Origin of the sequence: Salimicrobium album (assembly GCF_900107115.1) — a bacterium.
Classification (GTDB): Bacteria; Bacillota; Bacilli; order Bacillales; family Halobacillaceae; genus Salimicrobium; species Salimicrobium album.
Genome location: NZ_FNOS01000001.1, coordinates 379,864 through 397,842, shown reverse-complemented (window position 1 = coordinate 397,842; position 17,979 = coordinate 379,864). Strand labels below are relative to the sequence as shown.

The window sequence follows — 17,979 nt, the reverse complement described above, 5'->3', positions numbered from 1 at the left end:
TACATGAAAGAAGAAGTGAAAACAACCGGATTCTGATAATATAGAACTATATAAACTCAATTGAGTTCTTTTCGGAAAGTTCCGGCTTCCCGTAACTGAAGGTAGTCGGGAATGGCGGCATCATTCTACCATTCGTTATAATTTGTCGGTTCATGGTAATGTTTGAAGCGATTTGCAGTAGAAAGTCCTTTGCTTTCCCCGGGCTGCTGATGAGAAACTGTCAGTACTTCAACCCCATCCGTTTCACGAACTTTCCGCAATTTATAGACTTGGTTCTGGGCCCACTCATCGTATACGACATCGCTGAAGTGGAAACCTTCCCACATAATACCATCTACGTACGGAGAGGAGGCGGTGGCCAGCGTATCGAATCCCCAGTTCTGTATCAGAGAAAGATCCGGGTGCCTGTCTTTGAGAAGAGTCAGCCAGTCCGTCAATCCTTCCCGCTGTGCGTGAAGAACCTGAGGGTCATCGCCATGCTCATTATCGATGTTTCCTACAGTATCGAGAAAAGCTCCGTCCAGTCCTTTATCGACAATCTGCTTCTGAACTTCGTCTGCCATAACTTTCTGATAGTGAGAGGAAGTTATGTCGGTCAGGTAGGAGTCCCATTCTTCGTAGTAAACTCGTTTACTATTGCGAACGAAGAAGTCTTCTTCTTTTAACTTCTGGAACAGCGGAGTATTCCACTGGTCGGCTTCCATCGTATTAATATACCCGTACACGAGCGTACCGTCTTTTCTTATTTCTTCTATCTGTTGGCTTGTGTAGTAGAAAGGCTCAATAATCATTACATCATACCCGCTCATCTCGTCTATAATCGCAGGAGTCGGAGCATCGTAATAGATTTTATAAGTTTCTACGTGAGCGAGGGGAGACTCTTTTGAAGCGGTGATACGATCCGAGACCAGAAAAGCGGAGAAAGCGAACAGCAGGGAAGTCAGCAGGTAGACGGGTAATCGTTTTTTTCTTTTCAAAGAACATTTCTCCTGTTAAAAAAGTATTTTTTGTAATTACTATTATATACAATTGTGACAATTAAATATACTTATTTCGAAAGTATTCCGAACGAACCAAAAAGGGGTGATGAGATGATTTACAGACAATCAAGCATAATCAGGAAATCCATTGAACTGATTCTGGTCATTGCAGGGTTGGGAATGATAGATCAAATACTCGGGTTAGAGATGAGAGAATGGACATTGAATCCTTTTCTTATAACGGTACTTTTATTTTCTCTCAGGTACGGTTTGACGATCGGTATAAGCAGTTTCCTTCTTGTGCTGGCTTACTATCTGGCGGATATGGTGATTGGAGGAGGGGACGTATTCCTTGTATTCTACAGCTTCGACCGTTTTATTAATGTCGCGCTATTGCTCCTGGTTGCCGTCATCGGAGGGATGTACGGCACAAGTTTCCGGGAAAGATATGAGTCTCTAAGTGACCGTAACTCCGAACTTTACGAAGAGAATGAAAACGTGAAAGAGGTCATCCAGTCCGTGGAAGAGTCGATGAAAGCGATGCAAAACCGCGTTCTGGAAAGCGAGTACACCCTGACCAAAATTTACCAGGTAGGAAAAGCGCTTGATCAGCCGACCCCTTATCTCATACGGAACGAAGCGATTGAGATCATTTCGGATTTATTTCAGTCCCGGGAAGTAGCCATCTATCATGTGGACGCATCATTCAGTGCGATGAGGCTCAGTGTGAAAAGAGGCGGGCCTGATGCGTTTTTGCAGACCATTTTCGTTTCCGGAGAGGATTCGATGCTTCAGAGATTATTTTCGAATAAAACGGTGACGATCCGTTCTGTTGAAGATGATGAAGACGCTCCGGTGCTGGCAGGCCCAATTATTCAAAACGGCAAAGTACAGGAAGTGCTGATCATCAACGATCTCGATTTTGAACGGTTGACGAATTATGAAATACAGATTCTTTCCGTTCTGCTGGATTGGCTTTCGGACCGGATTGAAAAATCCCGGGCATCTATGCAGAAAGAAGAAGAGAAGAAAATGTATCCGGGGACACGTATTTATTTCAAGGAAGCTTTCGAAGAAAAAGTCATCGAGCAGCAGGACCGTAAAGAGAAGTTCGATGTCGATTATAGTGTGATAGAGGTGCCGTACGTCAACGCCGGAACAGTGTCGAAAGTTGAAATGGAAATCATTTTGCGCTCTTACCTCCGGGAAGTGGATATAGTCGGGTTCGAGGAAGGCACCGGAGTGTTTTATTTCCTGCTTCCGGGAACCGGTCCGGAAAATGCCGGCATCGTAAAGGATCGTATACAGAAAGTTATGGATGAGAAGGTTGTGCAGTATGTTCAATAACTTCACACAACCGGTATGGATACTCACATTTTATTTTATTCACGGTGTTCTGGCTTTTCTTTTGCTGCTTTTTCTTCAGAAAAGGGCGGAAGAAGAAGAACAGGGAGTAGTGCTGTGGATTTTTACTGTAAGCTTATTTCTCCCTGTAATCGGAGAAATTTTTGGAGGGATGGTCTGGTATATGGCCAGACGCTTCGGCAGCAATGACATACTGGAATCATACGAGGAGTACGTTACTTATAAGCCGCCGATGCTGGAGCAGATCAGATATGAAGCAAGAGCAAGCTATGATATGCAGCCGTTCTCCGAGACTCTTACGGATTTTGAAGCACGATCTAAACAGGATGCGATTATGAGGCTGATCAATTCGGACGTCTCCAGAAAAGGACATTACGTAAATCTCGGACTAACAAACCAGAACTCGGAAATGGTCCACTACGCTGCTACGACCCGGAACCTGCTGATAGACAACCACGAGAAGGAAATTCAGCTCGCAAAATTGGAATACACTCCAGATGATACGACCAGTTTAAAGACGCTGTTATCAGCCTATGAACGATTTCTGAAAAGTGAGCTGCTGGAAGGTCCTTCCCTTTCGAGACTCGAGAAGGAGTACAAAGGTTTCATGGAGGAAGAACTTGCTTCCGGCAATGACCGCCCCTTGCTCCTTGAAAGACTTGGAGAGTTTCATCTGTATCGGGGTGATCCTTCCACCGGAGTGGAGATACTCGAAAGTATGAATGAAAAGCACCCTCTTCAGGCTGAAGGATATCTGGTACTTCTCCGTTATTATTACGGAAGAAAAGATTGGAAACAGATACGCAGCGTGCTGAGTGCCTTGAAAGAAAACGTCCCGAAGACCAATATACCGGAATCCAGACGTTTCATTGTTGAACATTTGCTGGGGGAAGAATTATGAAAAAACACACAATTCAATTGAGCATAACCTTCGCTGTACTGCTGATAGGCATGGTGACTATTCTGCAGCTCATCAGAATGGAAACGTTCCAGCAGTGGTTTCCTCCCAACTCCTCACCGGAGAATGAGTTCCCGGTAATGACTGCGGAAGAGCCGAAGAAGGGGGAGGAGGAACTCAAGGTATTTCTTCACCAGAATGAGAGTGACCTGTCCGAGGGAGCCATCGGAAATATGAAACAGGCCCTCGAGTATGCAAAAGTGCCATACGAACAGGTAGGCAGGGAGGAGATAAAAAACATTGCCCCTTCCCCTTATTCGATAATAGTTCTTGCCGGAGAACATTCCGAAGAGTGGCCGAGGGACGTTATCACCGAGTTTGTGGAAGAAGGCGGACGGGTGATGATCGCCGGCCGTTTTGTCGATTCGGATTGGAACGACTTTCTTGGTATTAAGAAAGCGGAGGGCTACAAAGGCGATCTGCACGGTATTTCTTTCGAACAGGAACTGTTCCCCGGTTACGTGGATCTTGGTGCATCCTCTGAACTTTTTTCCCACAGTATCGCCGATGTTGAACTGAAAGAAGAGGTAGCGGTGCCTCTTACAGTGGAAGAAAAGCCGCTTATGTGGATCCATGAAAGAGGCAAAGGGAAAGTGATGTTCTGGAATTCAACCATCACTGTGGATAAAACTACGAGGGGAATGCTGCTTCAATCACTCTCCATGCTTCCGCCTGCTTTCGTCAGTGCCCAGGCCTCCATTAAAGTTTTTCATATCGACGACTTTCCGTCCCCTATTCCTTTTGAAACTCCGGAGAAAATAGAGCAGGAGTATGATAAATCAATACGTGATTTTTACACAGACGTATGGTGGGAGGATATGAAAGAGATCGGAGAGAACCATGACTTCACGTACACGGGTTATTTAATAGGTACGTACAGGGATGATACGGAATTGAAAGGGAAAGAGATCCGGGAAAATCTCCGTTATCCTATGCTCTACTTCGGCCGTGATTTATTGAGTGAAGGGGGAGAACTTGGTCTGCACGGGTATAACCACCAGTCCCTGGTCACCCCTTCCGAACCGATAGATGAGACGCTCGGATATGTACCGTGGAAGAATAACCGGCAGATGGTGGAAATGATTAAGGAAGTGGAAGGTGTTTTCAAATACTATTTTCCTGACGAAGAGATCAAATCCTACGTTCCTCCTTCCAACGTAATCAACACGACCGGAATTAAAGCGCTGGAACAGTCGCTTCCTGAATTAAAGACAATCAGTTCATTATATATCGGGGGAGACAAGGGAAGTCTTGAACAGGAATTCGGGCCGGGCGATGTTAAGAACAACCTTTATTATTTTCCGCGAATGACGAGCGGATATGCAGAAAGTCCGGAAGACCAGTTTCTCCAGACAGACGTTATTGCTAACTTTGGTGTTTTCTCCCACTTCGTCCACCCGGATGACGTACTGGATTCCTACAGGGCACAAGGCAGAAACTGGAGCCAGATGCGTTCCAGGTTACAGGATATGGGAGAGCACGTTAAAGAAAACTACCCTTACCTGGAAGCCATGACCCAGTCGAACGCTACGAAAAAAATGAAAAGTTATCAGGAATCGGAACTGACGGTATCCTATAAGGAAGACCGGATCGTTATTACAGGGGATGAAATCCTGAAACCGAGTGAGTTTCTCATCAGGCTGGAGAATGGCAAGTTTCTCAATGAAGGAAAATATTCTTATGGTAGTGTGGACGAATTAAGTGAAGGATTATACCGGGTGACTGTTAAAGAGCCGGAAGCTGAGATCCTTATTAAGGAGCGGGGCAAATGAAAATAGGTATGATCGTGGAAGGGAGTTATCCTTACGTCAGTGGGGGAGTGGCCAACTGGGTGCAAATGATGATTCAGAGAATGCCCGAACATGAATTTGAAATTGTCGCTATCACACCGAAACAGATGACGGAAAAAGATTATCGTTACACTTTGCCGGAGAACGTAACCGGCGTAACCAACCTTCCATTGAACATGAAACAAAAAAAGAAGATAAAAAAACAAAGGCTTTCTGCAGAAGAAGAGGAAGCACTCACCGAATGGATGATGTTCCGGAAGACCAGTGATACGGCGCTGAATATGCTGAGCGGAAGGCTGGGAGATCCTTCCGAGTTCTTCTCGAGCCGGCTGTTCTGGCATATCGTACAAAGCAGCTATGAAGAAGAAAAGCAGACGGCTTCTTTTATTGAATATCTCTTTATGTGGAAAGGAATGTTCTCGCCGGTTATTGAACTGCTGCAGTTCGATTTTCCGGACGTGGATCTGGTCCAGTCCGTTTCCACCGGTTACGCCGGGCTGATAGGAGCCGCCATGAAACAGCAGCAGGACATTCCTTTTATTTTGACAGAGCACGGGATCTATTCCCGGGAGCGCGAGGAAGAAATTTTGCAGGCGGCATGGATCGCCGATTATTACAAAGAGCGCTGGGTGAAATTTTTCCATCACTTGTCCCTGCAGGCGTACACGGAAGCGGATGATGTGATTACGCTGTTTGAGAGAAACAGTGAACTGCAGGAGACGCTTGGGGCACCTGCCGGGAAGTTACATGTTGTACCTAACGGAATCGACTATGAGCGGCTGGGCGCTATCCAAAAATCCGAAAAAGGTAAGGATACGTTGATTATTGGCGCTATCGTACGGGTAGTTCCGATCAAAGATATCAAGACGATGATCCAGGCCGCTAATCTTCTGGCCGAGAAGTCCATTCCATTTGAAATGTACATAATGGGCCCGCTCGATGAAGAAGAAGATTATGCAGAGGAATGCAGGCGTCTTATCAATCAGCTGGAACTCGAGAACTCCGTCTTTCTGACAGGCAAAGTGAATATAAGTGATTATCTGCCGACATTTGATGTGTGCTTACTTACCAGTATTTCCGAAGGCCAGCCGCTCGCAGTTCTGGAAGGAATGGCTGCCGGAGTCCCGTGGGTAGTTACAGACGTGGGGTCCTGTTCCGAACTGATTCTCGGAGGTGAAGGTGATCCGTACGGACCGGCAGGATTTGTCGTGCCACCGGTAAAGCCGCTACAGGTAGCGGAAAAATGTGAGTGGATGTACGCTCATCCGGAGGAGACTGTAAAGTTCGGCTGGAACGGTAAAAAACGTGTGGAGACGTATTATCAATTGAACCAGTTGATTGAACAGTACAGAGAATTGTATCAGAGGAGGGAAGAAGCTTATGGCAGGCATCGGGTTTAGATTACAGAAACTGTTCCAGGAGGATTACTTTTCTTCCCGTTTCAAAGCATATGTCTTCGCAGGACTGGTGACAGCAGGCCCGTGGCTCATCGTTATCGTTACCATTACCCTGATCCAGTGGCTCACCACTCAATTCATCGATATAAGCCGGCAGGAAAATGAACTGTTCACGCTGTCGGTAGCGTACTGTTTCATTTTTTCCCAGGTGATTTTCGGTATTCAGCAGTTGGTCGTTACGCGGTATCTTGCAGACCTGATATTTGAAAACCGTTCGAAAGAAATATTTGCAACATTCATAGGAATGACGAAGCTGACTCTGATGATTGCATCGGTCATCTGGTTGCTGTTCCTCTGGTTCTCCGAGCTTCCTTTTCACTTCAATGTTCTGATATTGGCATTATTTGTTACTATTAACCTGATTTGGGTAATGTTTTTATTCTTAAGTGCGGCTAAGTTTTACCAGGCTGTGGCGTACAGTTTTCTGAGCGGGGCTGTCATTTCCATTATCCTTATTGTCTGGATGGGGTTCAATGTGCAAATGTTCACATTTGCAGAACATAGCCTCAGCTTCTTTCTGCTTCTCGGTTTTACGAGCGGGATGATCGTAACGCTGTTTGGACTCCTACTTTCTATGCTTATGACTTTTGGAGAGAAAACGGTCGAAGACCAGTTCAGCTACTTAAGTTATTTTGATAAGTACCCGTCTCTATTCTGGACGGGCTTTCTGTATAACGCAGGGGTGTGGGTCTGTAACTGGGTAATATGGTTCGGGCCGGGGGGCTCTTCCCTCTTTGATACTTTCCTTTATCATAGAATATACGATACGGCCGTTTTCCTTTCTTATCTGACAATCATCCCTGCTCTTATCATTTTTGTGGTTTCCGTGGAAACACGTTTTTATGAAAGGTACCGGATTTTCTACGGGAATGTCAACGAAGGCGGAACTCTCGGTGAAATCAGGAAGGCTAAAGAGAAAATGCAGCGTGTATTGAGACAGGAGCTGGAGGGTCTCTTCCGGAGTCAGGGGGTTTTTTCCCTGTTCGTTATTCTGTTCATCGGTTACCTGACAGCTTTTCTCAGTTTCGAGGACGAAATTATTTCCATCTTCCGATTTACGGCAGTCGGAGCGTTTTCAAACGCTATGGTACTCATAGTTACTCTCATTCTTCTTTACTTTGAGGATCGGCGGGGAGCTATGTACACATCAATCATGTTCTTCAGTCTGAACCTGATTCTGTCTCTGGTGTTTTTGCCTCTTGGATACGATGGATACGGGCTCAGCTTCTCCATAGGCTCCACGGCCTCTTTCCTGTTCGCTATGGTAAGGCTGGCCGTTTTCATCGATCAGGTGGATTACCATGCTTTCTGCCGTCCTCATGACCGGTCAAACAGACAGGCGAGGTTGGTTTTTTCGAAAATGGGAAAATGGTTGAACGAAAGAAGATTCATATAACTGTTTCAGCTACGCGGAAGGAGGAATCATATGGAAATAAGAAGCGCACGCCTGGAAGACGCGCCCGGCGTTGCGAAAGTTCAGGTGGAGACCTGGAAGACGACGTATCGGGGGATTGTACCGGAGGGATACCTGAACCGGATGACCCCGGAGAACAGAAGGGAGAAATGGGAAAAGATTATCGAAAAAGGTATGGTTTACGTGGCGGTGAATGAAGAAGAGGAGATTACGGGATTTGCAAGCGGAGGTCCAAGCCGATCTCCTCAACTTCATCCGCATGAAGCGGAGCTGTACGCCATTTATATAAGAGAAGATGACCAGGGGAAGGGGCTTGGCAGAAAACTGCTTACTCCCGTCGTGAATGAGCTTATGGAAGGCGGACGGTCTTCGATGCTCGTATACGTTCTGGCTGAAAATGAATCCAGATGTTTTTACGAAGCGCTGGGCGCAAAACTACTCGATAAAATAAAAATCGGGATAGACGGAAAAACGCTGAATGAGCTGATCTATGGATGGGATGATATCTCCGGTCTCGCCACTCCGGCCGAATAAATACAACTCGCGGCAGATGGAGAGAAGCGGGTTCATGATAAGATTGGTTGATAATTGGAAAATATTCCTCTATCCTTTTAATTATCAGAATTGTTATAATTATGGCAGGGATGTAATGTGCTGGAAATGAAACTCAGGTACCGGTGAAGTTTTACCGATTCAGGGGGGAGCGGCTTTGAACAGAGCGGTGATTATGATATGTATGGTTTTGCTTGCAGGCTGTCAATCAGGTTATCCGACGAGTGAGTATGGCCAACTCCCGCATACGGAAAACGAAGTTACCTTTAAAGCGGAATCGGAAGTCGATAATGGGGAAAACGGAGTGCACTTTTACATCATCAATGCGAGTGAGGCCCCCGTTTTTTATGATATGGGGTACAAAATAGAAAAAGAAGTTGACGGAACGTGGAAAGAACTGGCGTTCGATGAAGAAGTTCCATTTCGGGAACGGGCCAAAGAAATTAAACCGGGGGAGAGTTTCGAATCTGCTGTTGTTCTGGATGAAATAGAATCCGATTTTGAACCGGGGGTATATCGGGTGGTAGTGACGATGACCGAATCCCGGGAAACCGAAGAAGTTTTCAGGCTTGCTTCCGAATTCAGGGTGCTTCCGGTCACTTGAAAGTAAAGCCGGATAATATCCGAACCTCTCTGACAGCAGTTGAAATGTGGAAGTCTTTAATGAAATTTTGATTTTAATATAAAATTCCTATAATCTTAAAGAAAGGATTAATAATAACTTTCAGAAGGAGACTCCAATCTATTTATGTTCCTCAACTCGTTTGGCACAAACGGATTCTTACTATTAGCGGCGTTTCTACTATTCAGCGGCATCATTGTTGCCAAGTTCTCCAGTCGCTGGGGTATCCCTTCCCTGATCCTGTTTATAATGGTCGGGATGGTAATAGGCAGCGACGGGCTGGGGCTGGTTTACTTCCATGATGCAGGTACTGCGCAGATTATCGGTGTCTTCGCTCTTGTCATCATTTTGTTTGAAGGTGGACTGCACACAAAATGGGCGACCGTTAAATCTGTAGCGCTCCCTTCTCTGTCCCTCGCAACTATCGGTGTGCTGATCACCTCTTTACTCATCGGATTCAGTGCTTATTTCCTTTTCAATTTTTCGCTTCTTGAAGGTATGCTGCTCGGAGCGATTGTCGGTTCAACCGATGCGGCTGCTGTCTTCGCCGCTTTAAAAGAAAGGAATATCAAGGCCAAAATGGGAGCGACGCTTGAAGCTGAATCAGGGACGAACGATCCGATGGCGGTGTTTCTCACCCTGTCCCTTATTGAGCTTATCGCCGCTAACGATGGCAGTATATGGACTATGATCCCGACCTTTTTTGTGCAGATGGGACTCGGTCTTCTCTTTGGCCTGGCGGTCGGGAAAATCGGTTCTCTGTCGATCAACAATATAAGGCTGGACTCAAGTGCTCTTTATCCGATTCTTTCCGTGGCATTTGCCCTGATTACATACAGTATCACTGCGTTCGCAGGGGGCAGCGGATTTCTTGCAGTATATGTGGCAGCTCTCGTCATCGGAAACAGTGAGCTGACTTATCGGTATTCGATTTTTCAATTCAATGAAGGGTTTGCATGGATGGCGCAGATTCTGATGTTTATTATTCTCGGACTGCTCGTATATCCCGGACAGTTATTTACCGCAGAGATTATGGGGAACGGGTTACTCCTTGCCTTCATTCTCATTATCGTTGCGCGGCCCGTTGCCGTATTTATTTCCCTCATTAAAATGAATTATACAGTGAAAGAGAAAATTTTCATTTCCTGGGCCGGCCTTCGCGGAGCCGTGCCGATCGTACTGGCCACATTCCCGATCGTTGAGGGACTGGGGGCAAGTCGCGATATCTTCAACATCGTCTTCTTTATTGTCCTCTCCTCTGCACTAGTTCAGGGGTCGACGATTTCGAATTTTGCAAACAAACTCGAACTCGTGGGGAAGAAGAAGGATGTACCGCACCATTCCATCGAATTGATTTCAATGGGGAAAACCCAGGCGGAAATGATACAGTTCCAGACGAACAGGGAGTCAGCTGTCGTCGGGAAGAAACTGTATGAAATCTCTTTTCCCAACCGGGCCAACATAAGCGCGATCATCCGGGAGAACCGGGTCATTACGCCGTACGGGGAAACAGAAATCAAGGAAGGGGATTTCCTCTACATTCTCGTGGAAGCCGCTTATAAAGAACGTCTGAAAAAGGTGCTCGAAGAACGCGTGCCCCGTCCGGAAACGGGCGTAGACAGGGATACGGATAAAGATGACTGACCCGCTTCTCAATTCCCGGCATATATATAAAGCCTTTCCCCGTTCAGGAGGGAAAGGCTTTTTTGTAACAAATATCAGAAAGGGTTGGTTGCCCACTGGAGAGACTGTTTAATGAAGATGCGCGGGTGAAGCTTCAGCTGCGCCACCATGTATTCAGCCAGATCCTCCGGCTGCATGAATTTCTGTTCATCATTTTTATCAGGGTTATCACCGAATGCGAGTTCAGTTGCTACCAGACTCGGGTTCATGGTAAAGACGCGGATATTATGCGGACGCACTTCCTGCATCAGTGCTTCGGTCATTCCCTGAACGGCAAATTTGGAAGCACTGTACGAAGTGGAACCCGCAGTACCTTTCAGACCGTTACTCGAGGAGATGTTGATCATATCTCCCCCGTTTTTCTCGATCATGTCCGGAAGTACAGCACGGGTCATGTGATACATACCGAACAGGTTGATTTCCACTGTCCTCTTCCAGTCGTCAGGGTCCGTGTCCAGGAAGTTACCGTGCAGGCCGACCCCTGCGTTATTGATAAGAATATCGGCTTTCCCGAGCTTTTCTTTCAGACCGGAAACCGCTTTCTCCGTCTCTTCAAGATCAGAGATGTCCACGGCAGCGTACTCCGCTTTTACTCCGTATTTCTCTGCCTCTTCTTTCACCTGCTGAAGTTTCGTTTCGGTACGGGCAATGAGCCCGACATGAACGCCTTCCTGCGCGAATTCGATAGCTGTCGCCTTACCGATGCCGCTGCCGGCCCCGGTAATGTATGCAACTTTACCCTTAATGTCTTGTCCCATACGTAATTCCTCCTTCATTTAAGTACATACTTCCAACTTAAAGAGTAACATGAATAATGGAACTGCTCATTCGTCCTGTTTTTCATGAGAGTCTTCATAACGATGGAAGTACGGGAAAAAACCACCAATAATATGATAATATAGGGAGAAACGATCGTACCGGAACGAAGAAAGGGGAGTGTGTATGCGACTCGGAGGAAAGATTGTTCTGCAGGTGGCAGGACTATTCGTTTTATACTACATAGGAAGTAAACTCCAGGAGTGGAGCGGGCTCCCGGTGCCAGGAAGCATCCTCGGTCTTTTGCTTCTTCTGACTCTGCTCCTGACCGGTGTGCTCCCGGCCGGGTGGGTCGATCACGGTGCAGGTTTTATGCTGGCGTATCTGCCATTATTCTTTGTGCCGGTTACGGTTGGGATCATCGAGTACCCCGTGTTGCTGAGCGGTACGGGTATCGTTATGATTATAATGACAATTACGGGGACGTGGCTGACGATGTTCGTCGCCGGATTTACGAGTGAAAAACTGTCAAAAAAAGGAGGGGCGTAATGGCTTTTATAATGCTTCTGCTTACGATTCTTACCTTTTTATTGATGGGCAAAATTTATTCTGAATACCGTACGCCCCTGCTTACTCCCGTGCTTACTACAGTAGCGGTGGTTGTTGCTGTGCTTCTTATATCCGGTGTTTCGTATAAGACGTATATGGAAGGAGCGGTCTGGATTGACCGCCTGCTGGGGCCGGCTGTAGTGGCTCTGGCTTATCCGATGTACCGGCAACGGGCTGTCCTGAAGAAACACTTCTTGCCGATTGTCGTTAGTGTAATCATCGGCGTCGTTACAGCTTTTGGTTCAGGATATGCGATGGCGAAAGTTCTCGGTCTGGAGCGCGAACTGCTCTTGACCATTTTACCGAAGTCTCTGACTACACCGATTGCGGTCCCGGTAGCTTCCGAAATCGGCGGCATTCCTTCGATGGCAGTAGCATTCACGATGATTGCAGGATTCACCGCTATATTGACTTCTCCCTTATTTTTCAGATATATTTCGTTCGGTGACAGAGGGAAGGGGATAGCCCTCGGCACAGCTGCGCACGGCCTCGGCACTTCAAAAGCCGTGGAATACGGCGAAGAAACCGTATCGATGAGCTCCGTGGCAATGAGTCTGGCTGCTATCATCGGTTCTTTTTTCGGACCCTTTTTCGTATGGCTTCTGGCTATCTGAGGATTAATTTTAAAAGAAATGTGGAAACAGTGGTGCAGGAGGGATAATTATGGTCAAAAAAGTAAATCTCGGCAAAACGGATTTATCCATTAATCCAATCGGACTTGGTACAAATGCAGTCGGAGGGCACAACATATATCCGAATCTTGATGAACAGCAGGGCGTAGATATGGTGAAAGCGGCTATCGATAGAGGTGTGGATTTTCTTGATACGGCCTATGCCTACGGTAACGGACGTTCCGAAGAACTCGTAGGTCAGGCGATTGCGGAATCCGGAAAGCGACAGGAAGTCGTTCTGGCTACGAAAGGTGCTCATACAGATGACGGCGGTAAAAGTAACCGTCCGGAGTTTTTGAAACAGGCGGTTGATAACAGCCTTAAGCGTCTCGGTCTCGATTACATCGACCTTTACTATATTCATTTTCCGGATGAAGATACACCGAAGTATGAAGCAGTCGGTGCGCTTCAGGAATTGAAAGAGGCAGGTAAGATACGGGGTGTGGGTGTTTCCAACTTTTCGATGGATCAGTTGAAAGAAGCGAATCAGGACGGATATGTCGATGTTATACAAGAACACTATAATCTTTTTGAGCGGGAAGCAGAGGAGACGTATTTCCCTTATGTGAAAAAACAGGGGATCGGTTTCGTACCGTTCTTCCCATTTGCCTCCGGACTACTGGCCGGTAAGTATGAGGAGGACACGACTTTTCCTGAAGGGGATCTCCGCCATCAGAAACCCGAGTTCCAGGGGGAGAAGTTTAAAGAGAACGTCCGTAAAGTAAACGAACTGAAACCGATTGCGGATTCATACGGTCTTGATACGGCTCAGCTCGTGCTCGCTTATTACATTCATCAGGAAGCAATCGATGCTGTAATTCCGGGTGCGAAGAGAAAAGACCAGGTGTTTCATAACAACAAAGCAGCAGATGTGACACTGGATCAGGCAACAATCACACGCATCAGTCAGCTTTTCTCTTAAAACAAAAACTCAATTAATAAGGCGAGACCTGGATTCCGGAAACCTTCCGGGGTCCGGTTTTTTTATATAACTATACAGGCTTCACAGCTTCGTCACCGCCTTCGGCATCTCTCTTGTGATAAAATTAACAGGAAAGAGAGGGCGGTCGTCATGATAAAACAGGCTGAACAATTTTTGGAGCAATGCTATAAAGAATTAGGGAAAACGGAAGCGGAGTTACGGGCAAGGACCGAAGCAGTAACCCAAGAAATCGCGGAAACCGGGTCTTATACCCATACATACGAAGAACTGGAATATGGAGCGAAAATGGCATGGCGCAACAGCAATCGATGTATCGGCAGATTATTCTGGAATCGTCTTGAAGTAAAGGATCAAAGGCACCTTGGAACCGAAGAAGAAGTGGCGGGTGCGCTTCAGGAACATATTCACGAAGCAACCAACGGAGGGAGGATCCAGTCCACCATCAGTATTTTCAAGCCGAAAACCGACGATGGGGAAGTGAAAATCTGGAACCACCAGCTGCTTCGCTATGCCGGATACGAAACGGACGAGGGCATCATCGGAGATCCGGATTCGGTGGCACTTACGAAGAAGGCACTGGATATGGGCTGGGAAGGGGCAGGGACTCCTTTCGATATTTTGCCCCATATCTTCCACATCGATGACCGCGAGCCCGTGTGGTATGATGTACCTGAAGACATTATTTTAGAGATACCGCTCAGGCATCCGGAATATGAGTGGTTTCGGGAACTGAACCTGCGTTGGTATGCCGTGCCGATAATTTCTGATATGCGGCTTGAGATAGGAGGGGTCGATTACACATGTGCCCCGTTTAACGGCTGGTATATGGAAACGGAGATAGGAGCAAGAAACTTTGCGGATGATTTCCGTTACAATCTTCTTCCTGTAGTAGCTGAAAAGATGGGCCTTGATACAAATCGGAATTCTTCTTTGTGGAAGGATCGGGCGCTTCTGGAGTTGAATCAGGCTGTACTATACTCTTTCCAGCAGGACGGGGTCTCTCTCGTTGACCATCATACGGCGGCCTGGCAGTTTCAGGTCTTCCAGAGGAATGAGCATAAACAGAACCGGCAGGTTACAGGGGACTGGACATGGCTGAACCCCCCGGTGTCGCCTGCGACAACGCCCATTTTTCATCAGAGTTTTGAAGACAGAATGGATTCACCGAACTATTTTTATCAGAAGTGCCCTTTTTCGTGAAACTTTTTATACGTAAAGGGCGTAGATATATAGTAGAAGAAAGGAGGAGTTATTATTGGATATTAAACCGAAAAAGACAAAGAATCTGACGGCTGCGCAAAAACAGAAACTGAACAAAGCCGGTGGATGGCTCGGGAAAATCTTCACGGTCCTGTTCATCCTTGCGTTCATTGTACTTATATCTTTTAACTGGATCACCGATTACATATGGATGGGGAGCGTGGGGTACCAGGATTCCTACATGACAATTCTGACGAGCAAGCTGATGCTTGGAGTCGTCGGTTTCATTTTATTTGCTATATTTACTTACATGACGTTGAGCTGGATACGTAACGTCTATGTCGGACATTTCACCGCGGGACAGCTTCCGCCTTTCATCAATAACAAGAAGCAGAGTCGCCTTTTGACGCTTGTAATTGCGATTATCGTCGGTCTGCTCGGAAGTGTGCTTGTACAGGGCGTAGGCTGGGAACCGTGGCTGAAGTTTCTCAACTACGAATCATTCGGAGTGAAAGACCCCCATTTTGACCGGGATGTATCCTTCTATATGTTCGTATTACCATTCATCGAATTTGTTCTTTCTATCGTTCTGGGACTTGCAATCTTTTTCTTCCTTGTGGAGATTGGATTCTATTCTGTCTACAATATGTACAGGATGAACAGGAAAGCGCAGATGCACATGGGTATAACGCTGGCGCTCATCGGAATTCTTCTTGCCGTCCAGCACGTACTCGAACCTTTCCGTTCCCTTCTCACCAACCAGGTGAACGTAGTGCAGGAGAGTGTGGTACACGGACTGAGCTACACAGATGATGTCGTCAACAATCCTGCCTCCTACGTGATGGCGGGAGTCGCGCTCCTCGGAACTATATGGGTCATCATAGCTCTGTTCCGGGGAAGATGGAAGTCGATGATAGCACCGATCATCCTTTATATAGCCGTAGGTGTTCTCGCTCAGGGAACTTCCATGATCGTACAGAACTTTGTCGTTTCACCAAACGAATTTTCAAAAGAAAGCCCTTATCTGGAAGAAAATCTCTCGATGACGAGAACGGCTTATGATCTTGAAAACATGAGCGAAGAGCAGCACCCTGGAGCTGATTCCCTGAATCAGTCCATGGTGGAGAGGAATCAGGACACAATCAATAACGTACGTATCAATGATGCACGGCCGATTTTGAGCGTATATAATCAGCTGCAGACATTCCGTACTTATTACGAGTTCAATGATATTGATATCGACAGGTACAACGTGGACGGGGAGTATGAACAGGTATTCCTCGGAGCGCGGGAACTGAATACGGAGGATCTGCCTTCGCAAGCGAAGACGTGGGTCAACCAGAACTTACGTTACACCCACGGCTACGGCATTTCCATGAGTAACGTCAATGAAATCACGCCTCAGGGTCAGCCCGAGTATATGGTGGAAAACCTCCCGCCTGAAGGTAAACCGGAAGTAAAACGTCCACAGGTGTATTTCGGAGAGGAAGACTATGATTCTGTCATCGTCAACAGTGGCGTCGAGGAGTTCGACTACCCTGCTGGGGATGAGAACATGTCCAGTACATTTGAAGCAGACAGCGGAGTACCGCTCTCCGGCATCAACCGGGCCCTGTTTGCGATTAATGAAGGATCATTCCGGATGTTCGTCTCCGATCAGGTGACAGGAGACTCCAAAATTCTCCAGACACGGAACATTATGGACAGGGTGGAACGTATTGCTCCGTTCCTCACCTATGACGAAGACCCTTATATTTTCATACGCGAAGATGGCACGATGGACTGGATGATTGATGCCTACGTCACAGAAGAGAATTATCCTTATTCGGAACCGTACTCCGGAGATAACAGTTACATCAGGAATTCCGTTAAAGTGACGGTGGATGCTTACACGGGAGAAGTGGACTATTATGCAGTGAATCCCGAGGAGCCTCTCCTCCAGACGTATCAACAGATTTTCCCTGATCTGTTTACTGAGGAGATACCGGAAGATGTGAAAAGCCACTTCCGCTACCCGATCGATCTCTTCAAGACCCAGGCACAAATGTATCAGACCTACCATATGACGAATTTGGAAGTATTTTATAATCGTGAGGACTACTGGGAAATACCTACGGAGAAATACTTCAACGAAGATATAACGATGGAACCTTATTACGTTACGATGCGTCTGCCTGAAGCCGAGGAAGAAGAATTCGTTCTGATGACTCCGTTTACACCGAGAAACCGGCAGAATATGATCGCCTGGATGGGTGTCAGGAATGATGGCGAGCACTACGGGGAGAAAGTCGTGTATGAGTTTCCGAAGCAGGAAAATGTATACGGTCCGCAACAGATCGAAAACCGGATCAATCAGGACAGTAACATTTCCCAGCAGTTGAATCTGTGGTCCCAGGGCGGCTCGGAGGTAATCAGGGGTAACCTGCTTGTACTGCCGATTGAAGATACGGTCCTTTATGCAGAACCTGTATATATCGAGTCCTCCAACGAGACGTCCCTGCCTGAAGTGAAACAGGTTATTGTCGCCTACCAGGATCAGATTGTTATGGAACCTACCTTCGATAAGGCTCTGGAAGTTCTCCTTTCCCGCATCGATCCGGAAGTCGAAGCACCGGAAGAGGGCGGAGAAGACGGTCAGGGAGAAGGTCAGTCCTCCGGGTTGGAGACGAATGAAACGCTGCAGGAAATCTCGGACCTTTTCGGTCAGTATCAGCAGCAGATGTCTGACGGGAATTATGAAGAAGCAGGACGTATCATGGAAGAAATCCAGTCCAAGCTTCAAAGTTCCCAAAACTCCGGCGGAACCGGGCAGCAGAACCCCGAGAATCAGAATGGCGGGGAGAATGACGGATCTTCCGAAGGAGAGAATAGCTCGGACAGTTCAGGTGAAGAATAGTTTAGAGGAGGAACCGTTCCTGTGAAGGGGCGGTTCCTTCTGATTAATGATTGGACTTTCCTCTGAATCAGGATAAAAAACGA

The 17,979-nt window shown here is 46.9% G+C and carries 15 protein-coding genes; 13 read left to right on the top strand and 2 right to left on the bottom strand.

What is annotated here, in order from left to right; genetic code table 11:
• Positions 1 to 125: 125 nt before the first annotated feature.
• A complete protein-coding gene (locus tag BLU03_RS01995) occupies positions 126 to 977 on the bottom strand; it encodes an endo alpha-1,4 polygalactosaminidase (RefSeq protein ID WP_093105192.1) in 852 nt (283 codons plus the stop codon).
• 114 nt (positions 978 to 1,091) lie between these two features.
• Between BLU03_RS01995 and BLU03_RS01990 the strand changes: the two genes are divergently transcribed.
• The 8 genes from BLU03_RS01990 to BLU03_RS01955 all read left to right on the top strand — a co-directional run bounded on the left by BLU03_RS01990 (position 1,092) and on the right by BLU03_RS01955 (position 10,782).
• Complete coding sequence (locus BLU03_RS01990; protein WP_093105190.1) at positions 1,092 to 2,327, top strand: hypothetical protein; 1,236 nt, start codon at positions 1,092 to 1,094, stop codon at positions 2,325 to 2,327.
• A complete protein-coding gene (locus BLU03_RS01985) occupies positions 2,317 to 3,246 on the top strand; it encodes a hypothetical protein (RefSeq protein ID WP_093105187.1) in 930 nt (309 codons plus the stop codon). The genes BLU03_RS01990 and BLU03_RS01985 overlap by 11 nt, the downstream gene beginning before the upstream one ends.
• Positions 3,243 to 5,075, top strand: a complete 1,833-nt coding sequence (locus BLU03_RS01980; RefSeq protein WP_093105185.1) for a DUF2194 domain-containing protein — start codon at positions 3,243 to 3,245, stop codon at positions 5,073 to 5,075. The genes BLU03_RS01985 and BLU03_RS01980 overlap by 4 nt, the downstream gene beginning before the upstream one ends.
• Positions 5,072 to 6,493 carry a GT4 family glycosyltransferase PelF gene (pelF, locus tag BLU03_RS01975; protein WP_143023804.1) on the top strand — a complete coding sequence of 474 codons (1,422 nt, stop codon included), beginning with the start codon at positions 5,072 to 5,074 and terminating at the stop codon, positions 6,491 to 6,493. The genes BLU03_RS01980 and pelF overlap by 4 nt, the downstream gene beginning before the upstream one ends.
• Positions 6,474 to 7,946 carry an exopolysaccharide Pel transporter PelG gene (pelG, locus tag BLU03_RS01970; protein ID WP_093105182.1) on the top strand — a complete coding sequence of 491 codons (1,473 nt, stop codon included), beginning with the start codon at positions 6,474 to 6,476 and terminating at the stop codon, positions 7,944 to 7,946. The genes pelF and pelG overlap by 20 nt, the downstream gene beginning before the upstream one ends.
• A 30-nt stretch (positions 7,947 to 7,976) precedes the next feature.
• Positions 7,977 to 8,498, top strand: a complete 522-nt coding sequence (locus BLU03_RS01965) for a GNAT family N-acetyltransferase (RefSeq protein ID WP_093105178.1) — start codon at positions 7,977 to 7,979, stop codon at positions 8,496 to 8,498.
• 175 nt (positions 8,499 to 8,673) lie between these two features.
• A complete protein-coding gene (locus BLU03_RS01960; RefSeq protein ID WP_093105175.1) occupies positions 8,674 to 9,120 on the top strand; it encodes an immunoglobulin-like domain-containing protein in 447 nt (148 codons plus the stop codon).
• 144 nt (positions 9,121 to 9,264) lie between these two features.
• Positions 9,265 to 10,782: a potassium/proton antiporter gene (locus tag BLU03_RS01955; protein WP_093105173.1), complete on the top strand. Its 1,518-nt coding sequence runs from the start codon at positions 9,265 to 9,267 to the stop codon at positions 10,780 to 10,782.
• A gap of 74 nt (positions 10,783 to 10,856) precedes the next feature.
• Here the strand turns inward: BLU03_RS01955 and BLU03_RS01950 are convergent, their stop codons facing one another.
• Positions 10,857 to 11,579 (bottom strand): 3-ketoacyl-ACP reductase, encoded by a 723-nt coding sequence (locus BLU03_RS01950; protein ID WP_008592348.1) that lies wholly within the window; start codon positions 11,577 to 11,579, stop codon positions 10,857 to 10,859.
• A 184-nt stretch (positions 11,580 to 11,763) separates the two neighbouring features.
• On the opposite strand from BLU03_RS01950, the gene BLU03_RS01945 reads away from it, so the two are divergent.
• The 5 genes from BLU03_RS01945 to BLU03_RS01925 all read left to right on the top strand — a co-directional run bounded on the left by BLU03_RS01945 (position 11,764) and on the right by BLU03_RS01925 (position 17,896).
• Entirely contained in the window at positions 11,764 to 12,126 is a 363-nt protein-coding gene (locus BLU03_RS01945; RefSeq protein WP_076569393.1) for a CidA/LrgA family protein, read from the top strand.
• A complete protein-coding gene (locus BLU03_RS01940; protein ID WP_093105170.1) occupies positions 12,126 to 12,800 on the top strand; it encodes an LrgB family protein in 675 nt (224 codons plus the stop codon). The genes BLU03_RS01945 and BLU03_RS01940 overlap by 1 nt, the downstream gene beginning before the upstream one ends.
• Before the next feature lie 49 nt (positions 12,801 to 12,849).
• Positions 12,850 to 13,779: an aldo/keto reductase gene (locus BLU03_RS01935; RefSeq protein ID WP_093105168.1), complete on the top strand. Its 930-nt coding sequence runs from the start codon at positions 12,850 to 12,852 to the stop codon at positions 13,777 to 13,779.
• Positions 13,780 to 13,929: 150 nt separating this feature from the next.
• Entirely contained in the window at positions 13,930 to 15,000 is a 1,071-nt protein-coding gene (locus BLU03_RS01930) for a nitric oxide synthase oxygenase (protein WP_093105165.1), read from the top strand.
• Between the two features lie 55 nt (positions 15,001 to 15,055).
• The gene (locus tag BLU03_RS01925; RefSeq protein ID WP_076569401.1) at positions 15,056 to 17,896 is read left to right on the top strand and encodes a UPF0182 family membrane protein; all 2,841 of its coding nucleotides are present in this window, start codon (positions 15,056 to 15,058) and stop codon (positions 17,894 to 17,896) included.
• The last annotated feature ends 83 nt before the right edge of the window (positions 17,897 to 17,979 follow it).